Here is a 19,728-nt window from a genome sequence, read left to right as displayed (position 1 = left end):
TTAGCTTTAACAACCGTAGCACATCGTCTACGGCAAATGCACAGCGCACGATGAAGTATAAACACAAACGCATTATCCTCCAATGGAATCCCGGCCGGCGATTCATTACACGATTGCGGAAAATACGGCTAAAGAAATACGAGAACGTTTCGTTGTATAAGATCATCAAGCTGTTCTTTCACAACCTGGCAGAAGATGAGATCATGGACCGGTCGAACGCCGTGGCCTATAATTTTATCCTGGCCATTTTCCCCGCCATTATCTTTCTCTTTACGTTGATCCCCTACATCACCCGGTTCTTTCCGGACATCACCAACGAAAGCATTCTGGGGTTTCTGGGCGACATGATGCCTGCCAGTATGTACGATGTGATCTCCCCTACCGTCATGGACATCGTCAGCAACCAGCGCGGCGGCCTCCTCTCGTTAGGCTTTGTGTTTTCGATATACCTCTCCACCAACGGCACGATGGCCCTCATCCGCGCCTTCAACGCCTGCTACCGCACAGTCGAGCGCCGCAGCGGCCTCAAGACCCGCCTCATCGCCACAGGGCTTACCTTTAACCTCGCCTTTGTAGTGTTCCTGGCCATTATCCTGCTGGTAGTAGGTCAGTTAGTACTGGAATACTTCGAGCAATTCTCCTGGCTGCACCTCAGCAGCTTTACCGTATTCCTGCTGTTTTCCCTACGCTTCGTGGTCATCTTCATCGTATTCTTTATCGCCATCTCGGCTCTCTATTATTTCGGCCCGGCGATCCACTACAACTGGCGCTTCTTTTCCATCGGATCGTTCATCGCCACCCTGCTCACACTGGTAGTCTGTTACGGATTTTCCTATTACATCACCAACTTCGCCACCTATAACAAGGTCTATGGCTCGATCGGGGTGCTGATTGCCATTATGGTATGGGTACAATTGGTTACCGTCGTGTTGCTGATCGGCTATGAGGTAAATGCCACGCTGCACCACGCTATCCGCCAACAGGCGCTCTGGAACGCGCGGAAGTTTCGTGATCAGCTGAAGCAAAAGAACCTCGGGAAAAGCTTCCGGTAATAGAAAGATATTGCTGGCATCTATACACAGTTCCAAAATCTGACATATCCTTAAAAACAAAAAAGGCCGCCTCGATCGAGGCGGCCTTTCAGTATTATTAAGCGTATGCTTACGCCGCAACGGGCTTCGGCTCGGCTTGTTTTTCTTCGGGTGAGAAGTCAACCAGTACCGGCGTGCCGATACAGAGTGACGAATAGGTACCGATCAATACACCGATCAACATGGCAAACGTAAAGCCTTTGATCGTTTCGCCTCCAAAGAAGAAGAGGATCACCAGTACGAACAGCGTCGACATACCGGTAATGAGGGTACGGCTCAACGTGTCGTTCAAGGCATTGTTTACCACCGAAGAGGTGCTTTCAGAGCTTTTCTTCAGCGACAGGAACTCGCGCACGCGGTCAAACACCACCACGGAGTCGTTGATGGAGTAGCCAATTACCGTCAGGATCGCGGCGACGAAAGCCTGGTCGATTTCCATGGTAAACGGCATGATCGGCTCCAACAGTACGAAGAGCGACAGCACGACTAACACCGTGTGGAACAAGCTCACTACTGTACCGAGGGCGAACTGCCACTTGCGGAAACGGATCAGGATATAGAGGAACATCAGTACTACGGCAATGAGCAGCGACCATACAGCCGACACCTTGATGTCGTTTGCAATCGTCGGGCCTACTTTGTAGAAGCTCAATACTTCAGCCTTATTGTCGCCGATCTTCGCCAGACCTTCTTCGAGCCGCTGTTCTGCTTTTACAGTTGCTTCATCAGAATCGTCGTCCACCAGGTAGCTCGTGGTTATTTTGTATTTCGTTGTGCCGCCAAAGGTTTTTACTTCCGGGGTTTCTTCGAACGATTGGGTCAGCGCACCGCGTACGTCAGAAGCCGAGATTGATTTTTCAAACCCCACGATATATGTACGACCACCTTTGAAGTCCACACCGTAGTTAAAGCCTTTGAAGGCGATCATGGCGATGCCGGCTACTACAATGGCCCCCGAGATGGTATAATAAATCTTACGGTTGCCGATAAAGTCGAAATTGATGCTGCGGAACAGTGTCTTGGACCAGCTGCGTGAGAAGGCGATCTTCTTACCACGACGTGTGTAGTATTCGAAAATAACACGGGTAAAGAATACCGATGTAAAGAACGAACACACGATACCGATGATCAGGTTCAGCGCAAAGCCATAGATCAGACCAGTACCGAAGGCCAACAGCACAAGACCTTTAATGAAGGTCGTTACGTTCGAGTCGATAATGGCCGAGAAGGCACCTTTGTACCCCGCACGAATAGAAGCTTCCTGGCTCTTACCAGAATTCAGGTCTTCTTTTACACGTTCGTTGATCAGTACGTTCGCATCTACCGCAATGGCCAGTGACAACAAGATACCGGCGATACCAGGCAGTGTGAGCGCTGCGTTTAACGACGCCAGAACACCCAACAGGAAGATCAAGTTGAGGATTACCGCGAGGTCAGCTACCCAACCTGAGGTATTATAAACCACCAGCATAAAGAAGATGATGATCAGGAAGCCCACGATGATCGACAGGATACCGTTGCGGATTGACTCAGCACCCAGTGTAGGTCCAACCGATGATTCTTCTACGATCTTCGTCGGTGCCGGCAGCGAACCAGCCTTCAGCACGTTGGCAAGGTCTTTCGCTTCAATGTCGGTAAAGTTACCGGAGATCTGCGAGTTACCGTTGGGGATCTCGCCGTTTACTGAAGGAGCTGAGTATACCGTGTTATCCAGCGTGATAGCGATTCTACCTTTCGGTGATTTGCTGGCAGCTTCTGCCGTCCATTTTGCCCACGTGCGTGTACCCTTCGCGTTCATTTTCATGCTTACTGCGTGGCGGGCATACTCGTCCAGGTCGCTGTGTGCATCGGTGATGACTTCACCCGTCAGGCGGGACTTGCCGTCGCGGCCGATATCAAGGAAGAAAAGCTCGAGTGACTCCTGGTTGCCCACCTGGTCAGGCTTGTTCGCCCAGAAAACGCCTACCGTGCGGGGCAGCAGGTTACGGATGTCGTGACGACGGAAGATGTCGTTGATTTTAGCGGTGTCTTTCAGCGCATAGCGGAACGCACTCGGAGGATTGCTCAGAGAAAAGAGAGCCGACACGTTCGCCATGTTCTGCAGCGAGTCCAGACCTTTTTGGGCAGCAGCAGAATCAGCCGAAGAAGTTTTGGTGCTATCGCCGAGCAGGGAAGAAAGATCGTCGCCGTCAGCATTGGTAGTATCGGTGCTGGTCGTTGCACCAGTAGCTACAGCCGGCTTGGCGGCAGCCTTTTGTTCTTTTACGAGTACGTCGTTGATGGCGAGCAATTGCGTATTCAGCGTGTTGGGCTCAATCACATCCCAGAATTCGAGACGTGCCACACCTTGCAACAGCTTGCGTACACGCGCCGGGTTGTCAGCACCCGGAATTTCTACCTGAATACGGCCGGTGCCCGGCAGGCGCTGAATGTTAGGTTGCGACGTACCAAACTGATCGAGACGGTTGCTGAGGATCGTAAAGGAACGATCGATGGCGCTTTCAATTTCGCTGTCTACAACGTCAATCACTTTCTTGTCGTCGTCGTTGGTAGCGATCTTATCGCGCGTAGAGGAGTTTGCGAAAATAGAAGCCAGGCGCTTGTCGGGGTTAGCCTTACGAAACGCGCGGAAGAACAGCGTGCTGTAGTTGTCGCGGCTGGTCTTTTGTTCTTTAGAGGCTACACGCAGGGCGCTCAGGAAAGCAGAGTCCTGGCTGTTGCCGCTCAGGCTTTTGATAATGTCGGCAGGCGATACTTCCAGGGTAACGTGCATACCGCCTTGCAGGTCAAGGCCAAGGCTAAGCTCAGAGTCTTTTACCTCTTTGTAGGTAAATTCTGCCCCCAGCAAGTTGTATACCGGTGTAGTCCACACGGAGTCCAGGTAAGCCTGCTTTTTGTTAATGTCGATGTTACCGCTCGCATCGGCGGCGGCGGCTACTGCCTTGCGTTGCACGTTGTAGGAGACGAACGTAAACGACAGGTAGTAAAAACACAGTAGTGTGATCACTACCGCGAGAGAAATTACTAATCCTTTGTTTTGCATATGGTTTGGTAAAAAGTAAAATACAGGAGAAAAAGAATAGCTGAAGTTCTGCCGGCTCAAACCGGTCAGTTCAGGCAAGTACCAGGAAGCTGAAGCCTTAGGGTGCGTTCGGAGAAATGATGGTCCTGAAGAGCGTTCTAAAAAACCGGCTGGGTGTCGGCGAAACGCTGCGATCAGGTGCGGATGTCTCTACCGTTTTCACCAGTACAGTGAAAAGGCAGAAAACCTGTTGCTGAAAAACGACGTGGGAGGATGAAGGCAAGGTACTCGACGGCAGCGTGATGTAAGTACCGTCGGGCGTAGACGAATCCTGCTGCTCGGTCTTTACTTCTTTTTTGGGATGATGGGCAGCCGTCTGAAAGTAAAAAAGCTGCGAAACAATGACGATCACGGCCGTTAAAACGCCCGCCGCCAAGGTTCCAAATCGTATGTCAGCTCTTCCTGCCATGTCTATACAAGGGGTACAAAAGTAGACATTTGGCGGCAATGTGCAAGATTTCGTTTGAGGAAGCCTGAAAACAGCGTTTTTAGGCCTGCCTGCCGGTAGGCGGGCCTGCCTGGCCTGCATTTTTGATCGCTGGATCTACGATTCCATTTGCGAAATGCGGTGCTTCAGCGCCAGCGTGAGCAGGTCGAGGGCGCGCTCAAAATGGTGATTGTTGGGAATGACCAGATCGGCTTTGTGCTGCAGCGGCTTGATATAAGCTTCGTAAATCGGCATGACGTGGTGCTGGTAGCGATACAGCACATCGTCCAGCGGATAGCCCCGCTCTTCGCTGTCGCGGCGAATGCGGCGGCTGAGCTTCAGGTGGTCTTTGGCTTCTATAAAAAGCTTCAGGTCGAGCTCTTGTTCAATCTCCGGAAAATATTGCACAAACAGCCCCTCGATGATCAGGAGGGGCGCCGGAGTAAACGTCAGTATACCGGGATTTGCATCGACATTGTTAAACGTATATTCCTGTTTCAGCAATGTCTCGCCGCGCTTAAGCTTCAGCAAGTCCTGGTGAAAGGCTTCCCGGTCGATGGCCTCCGGCAGGTCGAAATTTTCGATGCCTTCGGAGTCACGCACCTGCAAATGAATGGGTTTGTAATAATGATCTTGCGAAATGAGGCAAATCTCGTTCGGCTGAAACCGGCCGGCCAGCTGTTTTATGAAGTGCGTTTTACCGGAGCCACTGCCGCCGGTAATGCCGATGGTGTAAACAGGTTTCATGGTAGCTCCCGTGCGGTTATCTCTCCTTGAGATAGTCAGCCAGCTTGCGCACCGCAATGGCGCGATGGCTCATGGCATTCTTCTCTTCCAGGCTCATTTCTGCAAAGGTACGATTGTGACCCTCGGGAACAAAAATCGGGTCGTAGCCAAAGCCTCCCGTACCGCGCCGCGCGGCAATGATGGTGCCCGGTATAATGCCTTCAAAGTATACCGGCTTTTCCTCCAGGCCTACCAACGTAATGACGGAGCGGAAGCGCGCCCGCCGGTTGGTGTCACCGTACAGATTTTTGAGTAACAGGTCGATGTTGTCCTCGTTGCTGCGGTGGTCGCCCGCATAACGCGCTGAGTATACGCCGGGGGCGCCTTTTAAGGCTTCCACCTCCAGGCCCGAATCGTCGGCAAAACAAGGAACGTGATAATGATCGAGCACGTAGACTGCTTTTTGTAAAGAGTTGCCCTCCATCGTATCACGGGTTTCGGGCAACTCTTCAAAGCATTTAATATCGTTCAGACTTAACAGATCAACGTAACCTCCCACCACCTGGCTGATTTCCTCAAGCTTGTGTTTGTTATTGGAGGCAAAACAAAGTTTAATCATTGACTAACGGCAATCACTTCGATGTCGACAATAATGTTGGAATTCGCGGGAATGACGGTCGTACCAGCATTGTTAGAGGCACCCTGCACGCCAAAGCCCAATCCCGACGGAATGTAGAACGTGGCTTTCGAGCCTTCGCGCAGCTGTTGCAACCCGATCATGAGACCCTGGATATAATCGACGGGGCGGCTATCCGTTACGTTTTCCTGCGGCTTCAGTTCCAGTACATCGGTCACCGCGCGGGTATCGTCTGTGAGCAGCTTGTACTGCGCCTTGAACGTTACCTTGCTGAACCAGCTCGGTTGGGAACCGCCGCCTTGCGTCGTGACCCGGTACGCAATACCCGTGGTGTCGTAGACTACATCCGTGTAATCTTTCCCTTCCAGGTATGTGCGAATAGCGGTGGTGTCTGACTTAAACTGGTTTTGCTCTGCGCTGGTGATTTCGGCGTTGAGTATTTCAAAATCTTCGAACAGCAGCGGCATGTTGCCAGGAATCTCGCCTTTGCCCCCTGTGCCATATGCCCATAGAGAAGGAATGTAAAGATCCGCGATTGTACCCACAGGAAGTTTCATCGCCATGGTTTGCCAACCCGAGATCAACGTACCCAACTGCGTGCTGGTGATGTTTCCCTGGTCATACGGTGTGGTTCCCGGAGGAATCGAGAAGACCTTGTAGTCAGCCGAAATCTTTGTCGCCGTAGTGCGTGCCGGCAGCTTGGTTCCCAGTTTCTTGATAACGAAACGGATCTTGGTATACTCGTCCTCGCGATAGCCGAATACACCTTCTGTCAACATGTAATTGTCGATGGTCGCGATATCCTTTTGCAACTGAATATTCGGGTCGACAATGTCGTCCGGTGAATCCAGGCAGCTACTCACGCCAAGCAGCGCCGCGGCTACCAGGGCAATTCCGAAAAATCTATGAACACTTCTCTTCATGATGGGTATGGATGTTTTTCTACTTACAGCCGTGTGCTTCCTGGTCGTAGGTATCGCCTACACCCAGCAGCGTCACGTCAAAAATCAAAATGGCGTCCGGCGGAATAGCGCCCGGGTAGCCTTGTGGTCCGTAGGCAAGCGCAGAGGGGATGTAGAATGTTGCCGAATCGCCAATGCCCAGCATCGGAATGCTGATTCTCCAACCCGGAATAACCTGGCCCAGGGAGAAGGCGATCTTTTCATTCTTGTCGAAAATACGCTCGTCTTTCAGGAATTTACCTTCGTATTTCACTTCCACGCAGCTAGCGGCGGTGGGTTTCTTGCCACCGGCGTTGTTGTGGATTACGTAGCGAATACCGCTGGTGTCGGTCTTCACATCGGCGACCTTTTTCTCGGCGATGTATTTGTCAATCGCGCTTTCGTCTTTGCTTTTTTGCTTGCCTTTGCGCTTCTCGTACAACTTGGCCTGGAATTCGTTGAACTTCTGCATGTCGAGAATTTCAATCACGCGCAGGTTGCACGTAATGGTGACGGTCGAGTCAACTTCCGGCGTGAGGGGGCGGCCCAGCACGTCCTTGAAGAATTCTTTGGCAGGCTTGCTGATCGTGATACTGTCATTGTCCGACAGCTGGCGGAACATTTGCATCATGCCGATTTCGGTCTTCAGCGCCGAAGTGTCCTGAATGCGGATCACGCCGGGAAAGCCATTTTCATAGGTATCGATCCAAACGGAATCTTTGGAATCTTTCATGATGTATTCAAATACCAGCAACTGGTCTTGCTTCGGCACAATGCCGTCACCAGCTTCTACTACCTGGTACTTAAAGCCATTGGGAGTTTCTTTTGTTTCGGCGTTTTTGCATGCGGCTACACCGAGTAACAGCAATCCCATCAGCACGTTCGCGAGTTTGGTCATCTTCATGATTAGACAAGTATTTAGATTATAAAGTTGGAATTAGGTAACACTTTTTTAGGGCTCATCGGCCGTGAGCTCGTCTTTGTAGGTGGGCAACAGGTCCAGGAATTTCTGCAACGTCTGGTCCAGTGTCAGATTGGTCTGGCCGCCGGCGGCATTGCGGTGACCTCCCCCTTCAAAATGTTTACGCGCCAGGTCGTTTACGGAAAAACTCCCGAGCGACCGGAACGACAGTTTAATATTATCCCGCCGGTCCGAGATCATCACGGAAAGGCGCACGCCTTTAATCGACAAGCCATAATTCACCAGTCCCTCCGTGTCGCCCGTCTGCGAAGCGAATTTCTTCAGGTCTTCGGCCGACAGGGCCATGTAGGCCGTTCTGTATTCGGGCAGTACCTGCAGCTTTTCACTTAGCACATAGCCCATCAGCCGGAGGCGCTCCAGCGAGTTGGTATCGTAAATCTGCTTCGAGACCTTGGCCGGTTCCGCCCCCAGGCCCACCAGCTCGCCCGCGATCTGAAATACTTTATGCGTGGTGTTGGGATGGCGAAATCCCCCGGTATCGGTCATAATGCCTGCGTATAGGCAGCTCGCAATATTGGCATCAATCAGCGATTTGTCCCCCAGTTGCTCGATCAGCTGATACACCAGTTCGGCAGTTGATGCCGCGGTTTCGTCCCACTGCTCAAAGTCGGCAAACTTTTCGGGCTCGAGGTGGTGATCGATCAGCACCTTGCGGGCCGTCGAAATTTTCACCATTTCGCCCAGGTCGTGAATGCGGTTGAGGCTGGAGAAATCGAGGCAGAAGATAATATCGGCGGCCTCCACCACCTGGCGCGCCTTCTGCGGCCGGTCCTTTTGGAAAACAAGCACCTCGCTGTTTCCCGGCATCCAGGCAATAAAATCGGGATAATCACTGGGCGTGATCACCTGCACGGCGTGGCCTTTTTTCTTCAGATAGCCGGCCAACCCCAACGACGAGCCAAGCGCGTCGGCATCGGGCTTAAAATGCGTGAGAATAACCACTTTCCGTGGCTGATCCATATAATCCTTAAAGGCCTGGATGTTTTGCATGGTCAGGGTTATAGCAAGGCGCAAAAATGAGTATTTTTTTTAACAGTGCACAGACCACCTTTTTTTCTATTTTTGCCGCCGCTTGCCGGACGCCGTTTAAAACATTCTCCGGCCGCGATCCATAAACCAAACGAAATAACAATAACAAAAAATGGCTACAAACAGAACTTTCACAATGCTGAAGCCCGATGCCGTCAGTGCGGGCAATACCGGAGCGATCATTAAACGGATCGAAGAAGCAGGCTTTAAGATCATCGCACTGAAGAAAACTCAACTTTCTGCTGCGTTGGCTGGCCAGTTCTATGCCATCCACAAAGAACGCTCTTTCTACAACGAGCTTTGCGCGTATATGTCCTCTGGCACCATCGTGCCGATGATCCTCGAGAAAGACAACGCCGTAGAAGATTTCCGCAAACTGATCGGCGCAACCGACCCGAAGAAAGCAGCTCCCGGCACCATCCGTGCCGACTTTGCCAAGTCTATCGAGGCGAACGCCATCCACGGCTCTGACAGCGACGAAAATGCAGCCAACGAAGGAAACTTTTTCTTCTCGGCATTCGAGCAATTCTAATCGTAGAAAATACACAGCAATAAAAAAGGCTCCCACAAGGAGCCTTTTTTATTGCTTTTATTGCTGTGCCAGCGCACCAGCCTATTTCTTTTGCCGCAGCTTGCTATGGTGTTTGCTATAGCCAAAATATACCACCAACCCGACAATCATCCACCCAAACGCTACGGTCAGCGTCTGGCGGTCCAGCGCCACGATCATGCCCAGGCAGATGAGTGCGCCCAGGATCGGCACCAGGGGAAAGTAAGGATTTGACAGCGGCGATCTAAACGGCCGCTCGGCGTTAGGCGATTTAAACCGCAGAATCCATACGCCAATGCTCACCAGTACAAACGCAAACAACGTACCGAAGCTGGTCAGGTCACCGGCCACATGCCCAGGGACAAACCCTGAAAACAAACCAACGAACACAAAAAGAATCCAGTTGGCCTTATAAGGAGTTTTGAATTTAGGATGCAGGTCGCTGAAGATGGGAGGAATGAGACCATCTTTGCTCATGGTATAAAATACCCGGCTCTGACCCATCAACATCACGAGAATAACCGACGAGAAACCCGCCAGGATGGCGACCGTCACGGCAGTAGCCAACCAGCCATAACCGGCCATATAGGTACTAATGGCATAGGCGACAGACGCTTCACGGCCTTTCTCCGGATCGACAAAGTCCTGCCAGTTCGCCACACCCGTCAATACGTGACCAAACAATATATAGAGGATCGTACATACCAGAAGCGAGCCGAGAATACCGATCGGCATGTCGCGTTTCGGATTCTTTGCCTCTTGAGCAGCAGTAGACACCGCATCAAAACCAATGAACGCAAAGAATACAATGGCAGCACCGCCCAGTACACCGCCCCAGCCGTGCTTAAATACACCGGAGTAGTCGGCAATAACTTTACCAGCCTGGTCCACCACGGGGGGTGTACCTTCTGGAATCAGGTAAGGCGTATGGTTTGCAGGATTGATGAATTGCCATCCGATAGCGATGAACAGCAATACGATCGCAACCTTAACAAATACAATAATGGCGTTGAATACAGCAGACTCTTGTGTGCCTTTGATCAGCAGCATGGTCAGCGCCACCAGAATGATAAGGGCCGGAAAATTGACGAGACCCTGATGTAACACTCCGGCCGAGTCGGTATAACTTTCAAAAGGCGAGTGACACCATTCATACGGTATGCCTCCACCCAACAGTTTATTGAGATATTCACTCCAGGCGATACTAACAGTAGCCGCGCCCAGGGCATATTCCATGATCAGGGCCCATCCAATGATCCAGGCGGTAAGCTCGCCCATCGTCACATAACTATAGGCATAGGCGCTCCCGGCAACCGGGATCATCGAGGCAAACTCGGCGTAGCACAATCCCGCAAAGGCACAACCCACCGCGGCAACGATAAACGAAAGAGTAACGGCCGGACCAGCCGCCTGGCCGGCAGCTGCCGCTGTACGCACAAAAAGACCCGCGCCGATAATGGCGCCAATACCCAACGCAACAAGATTTCCAGCGCCCAACGTTCGCTTCAATCCTTTCTCTCCTTCGTCGGCCTGTGAAAGCAGCTGCTCCAGCGGCTTCTTAATAAACAAACTCATTATAGTGTTATAGGTTTAAGGTTAGGGGATAATTAACTATACGTTATCCGATAAATACTTATCAGCCTTAAAAGTAATAATAATAATGAACTTGGCTAACGAGCAGTAGCATCGATCAACAAAATTAATGATCGACGGTATGCAGGGCCTGTAGTAAATCTACAGGCTCGGTAGAGGTGTCTGCGTTACTGTTAACGCGAAGAAGATGTGGAGTCTGCAGGCTTTTCAATCGTTTCTCCCGAGGAAGGCTCCTGCGTATCGGTGTGTGTTGTATGCAATTCCGGCGGTACAGTGTCGCTGATGTGCTCGCCAAAGAAACGGCGCTGGAAGATCAGGATGACAACTACACCGACAAAAATGGAGGAATCGGCGATATTAAATACCGGACTAAAGAATAAGAAATACTCTCCGCCGACGACGGGCACCCACTTCGGCCACGTCAAATCAAATAAGGGGAAGAACAGCATGTCGATTACCTGCCCGTGAAACCACGGTGTAGGCGAATCGACCGGATGGTTATTAAACCACACACCGTAAAAGGTGCTGTCAATAACATTGCCTACGGCCCCGCCCAGGATCAATGCCATACACCATAGAAAACCGGTATGGGCATGTCGTTGCGCCATCTTCCACAAATAATACGCTATGCCCCCCATGGCCAGGATACGAAACACCGTCAGCGCCAGCTTGCCGAATTCATTGTTCCAGCGTATACCGAATGCCATACCCGGGTTCAATAAGTAATGCAGCTTAAAGCCAAAACGCTCGCCACCGAGGATGGTGATCTCTTCGTGCAAATCCATGTGATGATGCACGAGCACTTTAGAAGCCTGGTCGATCAGGATGACAACGAGGGCGAGAATAAAGTATTTATATATTTTCATGGGCTTCAAGCCATTTCCTGGCTACTTCTTTAAGCTGATTTTTACAGTAAGAGTAAAGTCGTCCATATCCACCTCGGTGGCTTCCACCAATGCTTCACGGAAATCCAACGTAAGGGCCTGTGTTTCCGTGCTGATATACTCTTTGAAGTCCGTCAGCGCCGCCGTAACAGCGTCGTCGGGCTTGCCGACTTCAATCGCAATCTTATCGAGCACTTCCAGGCCCATATCTTTGCGCAGGTTCTGCACGCGGTTTACAAAGTCGCGGGCAATGCCCTCGCGGCGTAGTGGCTCAGTCAACGTAATATCCAGCGCTACCGTCACGGCGCCTTCCGTCGCGACCGACCAGCCCGGTATATCTTCGGATGAGATCAGTACATCATCCAACGCCAGATCGAATCCACCTTTCGCCAGCGCACCTTGCTTCTCCAGGGTACGAATATCGTCCGCGGTAAGTGTAGCGATTACGGCGGCCACTTCCTTCATCTTCGGTCCATATTGTTTACCCAGCTTGGGCAAATTAGGCTTCACCTTCTTCACCAACACGCCCGAGGTATCGTCCATGTAGTCGATGCTCTTCACGTTCACCTCGGCCAGGATAATCTCCTCCACGGTTTTGATGCGTGTAGCGAAAGCGGTATCCAGCACGGGCAACAGGATGCGCTGCAGTGGCGTACGCACCTTGATGCGTGCGTTCTTACGGATGGAGTGCACCAACGAGCAGATCTGCTGCGCATAGGCCATCGACTTCTCCAGCTCGGCGTCGGTGCGATTGGCTTCGGCTTGTACCAGGTCCGTCAGGTGTACAGACGGGTGACGCAGCGGTGTACCGTTGGTAACAGCCACCTCGCGGATGTTGTCCGTCAGATTGCGGTATAACCATTCGCTAAAGAACGGCGCAATCGGCGACATCAGCTGTGCTGTTACCAGCAAGCATTCGTACAGCGTTTCATACGCCGCCTTTTTATCTTCGCTCATCTCGCCTTTCCAGAAACGCTTGCGGTTCAGACGCACGTACCAGTTAGAAAGATGATCGTTCACAAAATCCTGAATAGCGCGCGCAGCCCGTGTCGGCTCGTACTCTTCATACGCCCTGGTCACTTCGGTGATCAGCGACTGCAGCTTGGAGATGATCCAACGGTCCAGCGACGTAAGCTTTTCGTACGGCACTACATTGGACTCATCTTTTACAAAGCCGTCGATGTTGGCATACAAAGCAAAGAACGAGTACGTGTTTTGCAACGTACCGAAGAAACGGCGCTGTACTTCTACAATGCCTTCAAAGTCAAACTTGAGGTTGTCCCACGGCGGTGCATTCTCGATCATATACCACCGCACAATGTCGGCGCCGTATTTGCTCAACGTCTCAAACGGGTTCACCACGTTGCCCTTGCTCTTCGACATTTTGTTGCCATTCTTGTCGAGCACCAGGCCATTGGAGATAACGTTCTTAAAGGCCACGCCGCCGTTACCGGTCTTTTTGTTGACCGCCTGCACTTCCGGGCTACTGTCCTGGATCATGGCGGCAATAGCGTGCAACGTAAAGAACCAACCACGCGTCTGGTCCACGCCTTCGGCAATGAAGTCGGCGGGATAGTTCTTTTCAAAGATTTCTTTGTTCTCGAAAGGGTAATGCCATTGCGCATACGGCATGGCGCCCGAGTCAAACCACACGTCGATCAGGTCGGGCTCGCGGTACATCGGTTGGCCACTGGCGCTGACCAGCACTACATCGTCTACATAGGGACGGTGCAGATCGAAGTCCGGCGACAACGGTGCCGCCATATGCCCGGCTTTCACGGCCTTGGCTACTTCATTATTCAGCTCTTCCAGCGAGCCGATGCAAATTTCTTCCTTACCATCTTTGCTGCGCCAGATCGGCAGCGGCGTACCCCAATAGCGCGAGCGCGACAGGTTCCAGTCTACCAGGTTCTCCAGCCAGTTGCCAAAGCGCCCCGTACCCGTTGACTCCGGTTTCCAGTTGATGGTTTTGTTCAGTGCCACCATCTTGTCTTTCAGGGCCGTGGTGCGGATAAACCACGAGTCCAGCGGATAATACAACACGGGCTTGTCCGTGCGCCAGCAATGTGGATAGGTGTGCTCGTATTTCTCCACTTTGAAGGCTTTGTTCTCTTCCTTCAAAATGATAGAGATGATCACATCGGTATTCTTGTAGTCCGGGTTCGACTCGTCTTCGTTGGTATAGTTCTTAACGTAAAAGTCAGCAGGACCCAGCGGCTTGTGCGTCTTGATGTTATAGCGCGCCACACCGGCCTGCAGCTGCTGACCGATCGCGTCGATAAACTTACCCTTGCGATCTACCGTCGGCACTTCGTTGCCCGCTTCATCTTTTACTGTAATGGGCGGAATACCTTGTTGTTTGGATACCCGGAAGTCGTCCGCACCGAACGTCGGCGATGCGTGTACCACCCCCGTACCGTCTTCGGTCGTCACAAAGTCACCCGCAATTACTTTAAAGGCTTTGTCAGCATCGTACAGCGGCTGTACGTATGGCAGCAATTGCTCATAGGCAATGCCCACGAGATCTTTGCCGGTAAACGCCCGCACAACCTGATAGGGTATTGCTTTGTCGCCTGCCTTGTAGGCATCCAACGCCAGGTCCTTATTCTTTTCGGAGAAGTATTTACCCAGCAGGTCTTTTGCCACGACCACACTAACGGGTTTGTGCGTATAGGGGTTGTAGGTGTTTACCTGCACATACTGGATCTTCTCACCCACCACCAGCGACGTGTTGGAAGGCAGTGTCCACGGCGTGGTCGTCCAGGCCATGATATATACTTTGTCGCCAAACGCATCCGGGAAGAGGAACGCCGACTTCGCGTCACGCTTCACCGTGAACTGCGCCACGATGGAGGTATCTTTCACATCTTTATAGCAGCCCGGCAGGTTCAGCTCATGCGAGCTGAGGCCGGTACCGGCGGCGGGTGAATAAGGCTGAATGGTGTAGCCCTTGTAGAGCAGTTTTTTGTTGTAGAACTGCTTGAGCAGCCACCACAGCGACTCGATGTATTCTTTCTCGTAGGTGACGTAGGGATTCTTGAGGTCGACCCAGTAGCCCATTTTCAGGGTCAGATCGTCCCACTGGTCTTTGTACATCATGACCGTCTCGCGGCACTTGCGGTTGTACTCTTCGATCGAGATCTTCCGGCCGATGTCGTCTTTGGTAATGCCCAGCTGCTTCTCCACCTGCAGCTCTACCGGGAGGCCGTGTGTATCCCAGCCGCCTTTGCGTTTTACCTGGAAGCCCTGAAGGGTTTTGTAACGGCAGAAGATGTCTTTCACCGTGCGGGCCATGACGTGGTGAATGCCGGGGGTGCCGTTCGCGGAGGGCGGGCCTTCGTAGAAGGTAAACGACGGTGCCCCTTCACGGTTCGTCACAGATTTCTCGAAAATCCCTTCCTTTTTCCAAAATTCAAGGGTTTCAGCAGCTATCTGTGCAAAATTCAGTTCTTTCAGGTCATTATATCTGGCGGCCATTTCGAGGTACGATCTTACGCGTTAATGGGTACTACTTCGATTTTAAGACCGCAAAGATATTTGTTATTTACGATTTCCGAGACATGGAACGGCACACCTCACCAAATTTCCTATGGGTTCGGTGCGCTGTCGTCAGCATCTTATTCCGCTTACTCGGCCGCCGAGTGCCGGTTGTGAATCTGGATCTTGTTCAGGTCGATCTCTTCATCCTCCGACTCGCCATAAAAGCTTGCATCAAAATCATCGATCGGCAGGTGCTCGCCCTTCTTCTTTTTGGGTCTGTCGAATGTGAGAATCAACGCTGGCAGCAGGATCAGGTTCGTGAACATCGAAATGATCAGCGTCACCGATGTTAGCAAGCCCAGCGCAATCGTACCGCCAAAGGACGAGAACGTGAAGATGATAAAGCCCGCAAACAGCACGATGGAAGTATACATGATGCTCTTGCCCGTCTCGAGAATAGCATCTGTCACGGCCACCGGAATAAAGAAGTTGTTGGCCAGGATCTCCTGCCGGTACTTCGCCAGGAAACGAATGGAGTTATCGACCGAGATACCAAACGTAATGCTGAAGATCAGCGCCGTGCTGGCCTTGAGCGGAATATTAAAATAACCCATCAACCCCGCCGTGATCATCAGCGCCAGCAAGTTGGGCACCAGCGAAATCACAATCATCCGCACGTTGGCAAACATAATCGCCATCGACAGTGTGATGAGAATAAAGGCCAGCAGCAAGCTCTCGCGCAGGTTGTCGACAAGGAATTTGTTGCCTTTTATAAAGATCTTGGTTGAGCCGGTAACAGTCGCGACCACCGAGTCTTTTTCTGTCGAGACAAAGATCGCGCGCATGCGCGGTTCGATCACATCGTGCACGAGCGAGTCCATGCGGATGGAGCCCACATCGGCGATCTGGCTCGACATCCGCACCTTGGTAAAGGTCGAGTCTACGAAAGATTTGAACAGGCCCTTGCCATCGCCACTGCCTTGTCCACCCGCACTCGGGTCGACCTGGCCCTTCATATAGCGCAGAATAAATGCGCCCTCGCTCTTCGACGGCAGCGCGTAGCGATCGGGATTGCCGTTGTAGAAGGCTTGCTTGGATGCTTTGATCAGGCTTAACACCGACACCGGCCGTGACACTTCCGGCAGCGAGTCGAGAAAGTTTTCAAACTCCTCCAGCTTCTGCAGGTTCTTCACATCCAGTACCGGGCGGCGTTTCTTCGTCTTAAATTCCACCACGATCTCCAGCGGCATGACGCCGGTGAAGTTCGCTTCAAAGAAGTGCAAATCTTTTTTGATCTGGCTTTCTTCCGGAATGTCGTCTACCATGTACGACACCGAGCGCAGCTGCATCATGCCATACGCCGAGAAGATCGCCAGCGCCATCGACACCATATAAACCAGCGGACGACGACGATGTACCACTGCGTCGATACCTTTCAGGAAGTCGCCCATGATGCGAAAGTTGAGGTGGCGCAAGTGTTTCTCTGACGGCGTCGGCAGCCACGAAAACACACTGGGAATCATCACAAGGCTAACCAGAAACAATACCATGATGTTGATCCCCGCCACAATACCAAACTCGCGCAGGATAAGGATATCCGTCGACAGGAGCGTCAGGAAGCCAATCGCTACCGTCAGGTTGGTGAGGAACGTCGCCAGACCCATCTTCTGTACCACGGTGGTAATCGCCTCGAGCTTGTTGTTGGTCTTGACGAACTCCAGATGGTATTTATTCAATAAATAGATGGCATTGGTAATCCCGATCGTGACAATCACCGGCGGAATAAGACCACTCAGCAGCGTGATCTTAAAGCCAAACAACGACAGTGTACCCAGTGTCCACACCACCACGATACCGATGATGATCATCGAGAAGAGCACGGCGCGGAACGAACGGAAGAACAGGAACATGATCAGGCCGGTGACAATGGCCGAAGCGTAGAGAAAGAACGCCATTTCGCGCTTCACCTCGTTGGCAACCAGCGTGCGGATGAAGGGCAAGCCGGCATAATGCAGTTCAATGCCGGTGTTATCGACAAAGCGTTTGCCGGCATCTTGCAGCGACTGTGCCAGGGCCTCGCGCCGGGAAGAGTTCATCACTTCTTTCTGTACCCACACCAACATCATCGCGGCACCATTGCGCGTATTGACAATGCGGTCCATGTATACCTTTTGATTGCGGGCTACCGCCAGGGCAGTGTCGAGGTCGGCCTGACTGGAAAGTTTTTCGGAAAATACCGGCAGCAGGGTAAACCGCTGCGCCGCCGTATCTTTTACGATCATTTTCATGACCGGCAGGCTCAGCACCTCGTTCACACCCTCAATCTTTTTGATGTCGGCGGAAAGCGTGCGGAAGGCCTCGAAGTTTTTCAGCTTGTAGACGTTGCTGTCTTTTACACCTACGGCAATCACGTTGCCGTCCTCACCGAACTGCTCCTTGAATTTGTTGAAATAGATCATGTCCGGGTCCGACAGTGGCACCGTGCGGGCAAAATCGTAGCTCATTTCCACGCGTGATGCGTAATACCCCATGACCACCGTCAGCAAACCGATGACGATAATCAAGGGCAACCTGTATTGAATGATAAACCGGGCGATCCTATTCCACATAGCTGTTTATATCAGTAATCCGAGGGGCCAAAGCTAAGAATTTTGGCCGGAAGTCGGCACACCCCCCGTACGTCCGTTCGCGCCGCTCATAACGTGCTATTTACCAGCCCCCCAGCCATAGAACAGTGGATTTTTTTTTACTATTTTTGAAGACCAAATAACTTTTACAAGCTATGGCAAAATCACAAGATGCTCGGAAAGAAGAGAAGAAAAAACCGGTTAAGACCCTGAAGGAAAAACGTGCTGAAAAGCGCGAAAAGAAGTCAAAGTAAAAAACGGCTTTTCCGATCTTCAAAAGGCTTCAGCGTTCAGGGAACGCTGAAGCCTTTTTTGTCTGGCGCCGGTTAGAAGGAGATGCCCTTGATGCGGCGGTAAAGCGACAACGCGTGCCGATCTGTCAATCCCGACACAAAGTCAATCACCAGGCGGAGCATGTTATACACATTTTTCTCCGTGCGTATAGCCGCCTCGATCTCCGCCGGGAACAGCTTCTGCAGGTTCTCATATTTGCGCGACTTCCGACCTTCCATCAGGTACATCCCGGCTTTCGAAAACTCTTCCAGCAGGCCCGGCAACACTTCGTGCCCGGCCGCTTCGATCTCCACCACCTTGCGCGCACGGTAGATCTTTTCTTGTGACACTTTAATTATTTGCTCAAGCGCCTGCCACGAGGGACATTTATCGGCCAGGGCCACGTCAAAGGTCCCTTTTAGGATTTCCTGCTCGTGATCCAGGAACAGCGTGGCGCATTCGCCCATCAGGTCGCCAATCGCCAGGGCGCGCAGATAGCCGATCTTTTCCTGTTGGCCATTGATCTCGCCGAGCTTGCCGATCTTGGTTTTACCCTTTGTCAGCACGTTTTCAAAAAGCTGGCGTGCTTCTTCGTAGCCTACCAGCCCCAGGCTGCACCCGTCCTCCAGGTCTATTATACTATAACAAATATCGTCCGCAGCCTCCACCAGGAAAGCCAGCGGGTGGCGGTTCCAGCTGATGTCGCTCGTGGTCGCAAGTCCCAGCTGTCCGGCTACGTCTGTAAAGATGTCTTTCTCTGATTGAAAGAACCCGAATTTCTTCTGGCTGCGTTGGTTCTTGTCGCGGTTGGGAAAAAACGCGGGGCAAGGGTATTTCGTGAAGGCGCCCAGCGTGGCGTAGGTCAGCTTCAGCCCGTATTGATTTTTATTGAGGATGCGAAAGCCCTGCGCGTTGCCTTCGAACTTGATGAGGTCGCACCACTCCGCTTCCGACACATGCACTTTAAACTGCTGGCCCTGTTCGTGGCAAAGGAAAAAGTCAGAGATGGCATCTTCGCCAGCGTGGCCAAAAGGCGGGTTGCCCAGGTCGTGGGCCAGCGATGCTGCCGCCACAATGCTGCCAAGATCGAAAAGTGAATATTCAGGAGCGAGCTCGGGGTGGCGCTTTAACAGCTCCTCTCCCACACGCTTACCGAGTGAGCGCCCCACGCTGGACACTTCCAGCGAGTGCGTCAGGCGGGTATGTACAAAGTCGTACTCAGGCAGCGGATGCACCTGGGTTTTGTCTTGCAGCCGCCGGAAGGGTTGCGAGAAAATAATCCGGTCGTAATCTTGTTCAAAGGCGCTGCGCGATTGTTCCGACGCCACCACCCGGGTCTGCCCGGCTCGTTGCGGCGAAAAAAGCTGCTTCCACTCCATAGGTACAGGTAAAATTTGCTGCAAGAT

14 protein-coding genes are annotated in these 19,728 nt (G+C 52.1%); 2 read left to right on the top strand and 12 right to left on the bottom strand.

Going from position 1 to position 19,728, the window contains the following annotated elements; all coding sequences use genetic code 11:
- Positions 1–50 precede the first annotated feature (50 nt).
- Positions 51–1,052, top strand: a complete 1,002-nt coding sequence (locus tag K7P01_RS14780; protein WP_267294281.1) for a YihY/virulence factor BrkB family protein — start codon at positions 51–53, stop codon at positions 1,050–1,052.
- Positions 1,053–1,161: 109 nt separating this feature from the next.
- Here the strand turns inward: K7P01_RS14780 and secDF are convergent, their stop codons facing one another.
- The 7 genes from secDF to K7P01_RS14745 form a co-directional block, all read right to left on the bottom strand.
- Complete coding sequence (gene secDF, locus K7P01_RS14775; protein ID WP_267294279.1) at positions 1,162–4,134, bottom strand: protein translocase subunit SecDF; 2,973 nt, start codon at positions 4,132–4,134, stop codon at positions 1,162–1,164.
- 97 nt (positions 4,135–4,231) lie between these two features.
- Positions 4,232–4,582 (bottom strand): hypothetical protein, encoded by a 351-nt coding sequence (locus K7P01_RS14770; RefSeq protein WP_267294277.1) that lies wholly within the window; start codon positions 4,580–4,582, stop codon positions 4,232–4,234.
- Positions 4,583–4,717: 135 nt separating this feature from the next.
- Complete coding sequence (locus tag K7P01_RS14765; RefSeq protein ID WP_267294275.1) at positions 4,718–5,347, bottom strand: uridine kinase family protein; 630 nt, start codon at positions 5,345–5,347, stop codon at positions 4,718–4,720.
- 16 nt (positions 5,348–5,363) lie between these two features.
- Positions 5,364–5,945, bottom strand: coding sequence for an RdgB/HAM1 family non-canonical purine NTP pyrophosphatase (gene rdgB, locus K7P01_RS14760; protein ID WP_317987619.1), 582 nt, complete (start codon positions 5,943–5,945; stop codon positions 5,364–5,366).
- The gene (locus K7P01_RS14755) at positions 5,942–6,886 is read right to left on the bottom strand and encodes an FKBP-type peptidyl-prolyl cis-trans isomerase (protein ID WP_267294273.1); all 945 of its coding nucleotides are present in this window, start codon (positions 6,884–6,886) and stop codon (positions 5,942–5,944) included. Before K7P01_RS14755 ends, rdgB begins: the two co-directional genes overlap by 4 nt.
- 19 nt (positions 6,887–6,905) lie before the next feature.
- Positions 6,906–7,808, bottom strand: a complete 903-nt coding sequence (locus K7P01_RS14750; RefSeq protein ID WP_267294271.1) for an FKBP-type peptidyl-prolyl cis-trans isomerase — start codon at positions 7,806–7,808, stop codon at positions 6,906–6,908.
- A gap of 48 nt (positions 7,809–7,856) precedes the next feature.
- Positions 7,857–8,876 carry a DHH family phosphoesterase gene (locus tag K7P01_RS14745; protein WP_267294269.1) on the bottom strand — a complete coding sequence of 340 codons (1,020 nt, stop codon included), beginning with the start codon at positions 8,874–8,876 and terminating at the stop codon, positions 7,857–7,859.
- A gap of 151 nt (positions 8,877–9,027) precedes the next feature.
- On the opposite strand from K7P01_RS14745, the gene ndk reads away from it, so the two are divergent.
- On the top strand, positions 9,028–9,447 hold the full coding sequence (ndk, locus tag K7P01_RS14740; protein WP_267294267.1) for a nucleoside-diphosphate kinase: 420 nt from the start codon (positions 9,028–9,030) through the stop codon (positions 9,445–9,447).
- A gap of 81 nt (positions 9,448–9,528) precedes the next feature.
- On the opposite strand, the gene K7P01_RS14735 is transcribed toward ndk, so the two are convergent.
- The 5 genes from K7P01_RS14735 to K7P01_RS14715 form a co-directional block, all read right to left on the bottom strand.
- Positions 9,529–11,040 (bottom strand): APC family permease, encoded by a 1,512-nt coding sequence (locus K7P01_RS14735; RefSeq protein WP_267294265.1) that lies wholly within the window; start codon positions 11,038–11,040, stop codon positions 9,529–9,531.
- Between the two features lie 191 nt (positions 11,041–11,231).
- Entirely contained in the window at positions 11,232–11,924 is a 693-nt protein-coding gene (locus tag K7P01_RS14730; RefSeq protein ID WP_267294263.1) for a lipoprotein signal peptidase, read from the bottom strand.
- A 21-nt stretch (positions 11,925–11,945) separates the two neighbouring features.
- The gene (ileS, locus tag K7P01_RS14725) at positions 11,946–15,419 is read right to left on the bottom strand and encodes an isoleucine--tRNA ligase (RefSeq protein ID WP_267294261.1); all 3,474 of its coding nucleotides are present in this window, start codon (positions 15,417–15,419) and stop codon (positions 11,946–11,948) included.
- Positions 15,420–15,568: 149 nt separating this feature from the next.
- Positions 15,569–18,031, bottom strand: a complete 2,463-nt coding sequence (locus K7P01_RS14720) for an efflux RND transporter permease subunit (protein WP_267294259.1) — start codon at positions 18,029–18,031, stop codon at positions 15,569–15,571.
- 344 nt (positions 18,032–18,375) lie between these two features.
- Complete coding sequence (locus K7P01_RS14715; RefSeq protein ID WP_267294257.1) at positions 18,376–19,701, bottom strand: deoxyguanosinetriphosphate triphosphohydrolase; 1,326 nt, start codon at positions 19,699–19,701, stop codon at positions 18,376–18,378.
- Positions 19,702–19,728: the final 27 nt, after the last annotated feature.

Origin of the sequence: Parachryseolinea silvisoli (genome assembly GCF_021190955.1) — a bacterium.
Classification (GTDB): domain Bacteria; phylum Bacteroidota; class Bacteroidia; order Cytophagales; family Cyclobacteriaceae; genus Ohtaekwangia; species Ohtaekwangia silvisoli.
Note: the sequence above shows the minus strand (reverse complement) of the source record. Positions and strands in the feature narration are given on the sequence as shown.

Coding starts and splice junctions, on each gene's coding strand:
- K7P01_RS14755 (WP_267294273.1), bottom strand. CDS start 6,886: ATGAAGAGAAGTGTTCATAGATTTTTCGGAATTGCCCTGGTAGCCGCG.
- K7P01_RS14765 (WP_267294275.1), bottom strand. CDS start 5,347: ATGAAACCTGTTTACACCATCGGCATTACCGGCGGCAGTGGCTCCGGT.
- K7P01_RS14730 (WP_267294263.1), bottom strand. CDS start 11,924: ATGAAAATATATAAATACTTTATTCTCGCCCTCGTTGTCATCCTGATC.
- K7P01_RS14750 (WP_267294271.1), bottom strand. CDS start 7,808: ATGAAGATGACCAAACTCGCGAACGTGCTGATGGGATTGCTGTTACTC.
- secDF (WP_267294279.1), bottom strand. CDS start 4,134: ATGCAAAACAAAGGATTAGTAATTTCTCTCGCGGTAGTGATCACACTA.
- rdgB (WP_317987619.1), bottom strand. CDS start 5,945: ATGATTAAACTTTGTTTTGCCTCCAATAACAAACACAAGCTTGAGGAA.
- K7P01_RS14735 (WP_267294265.1), bottom strand. CDS start 11,040: ATGAGTTTGTTTATTAAGAAGCCGCTGGAGCAGCTGCTTTCACAGGCC.
- K7P01_RS14770 (WP_267294277.1), bottom strand. CDS start 4,582: ATGGCAGGAAGAGCTGACATACGATTTGGAACCTTGGCGGCGGGCGTT.
- K7P01_RS14715 (WP_267294257.1), bottom strand. CDS start 19,701: ATGGAGTGGAAGCAGCTTTTTTCGCCGCAACGAGCCGGGCAGACCCGG.
- K7P01_RS14720 (WP_267294259.1), bottom strand. CDS start 18,031: ATGTGGAATAGGATCGCCCGGTTTATCATTCAATACAGGTTGCCCTTG.
- ndk (WP_267294267.1), top strand. CDS start 9,028: ATGGCTACAAACAGAACTTTCACAATGCTGAAGCCCGATGCCGTCAGT.
- K7P01_RS14745 (WP_267294269.1), bottom strand. CDS start 8,876: ATGCAAAACATCCAGGCCTTTAAGGATTATATGGATCAGCCACGGAAA.
- ileS (WP_267294261.1), bottom strand. CDS start 15,419: ATGGCCGCCAGATATAATGACCTGAAAGAACTGAATTTTGCACAGATA.
- K7P01_RS14780 (WP_267294281.1), top strand. CDS start 51: ATGAAGTATAAACACAAACGCATTATCCTCCAATGGAATCCCGGCCGG.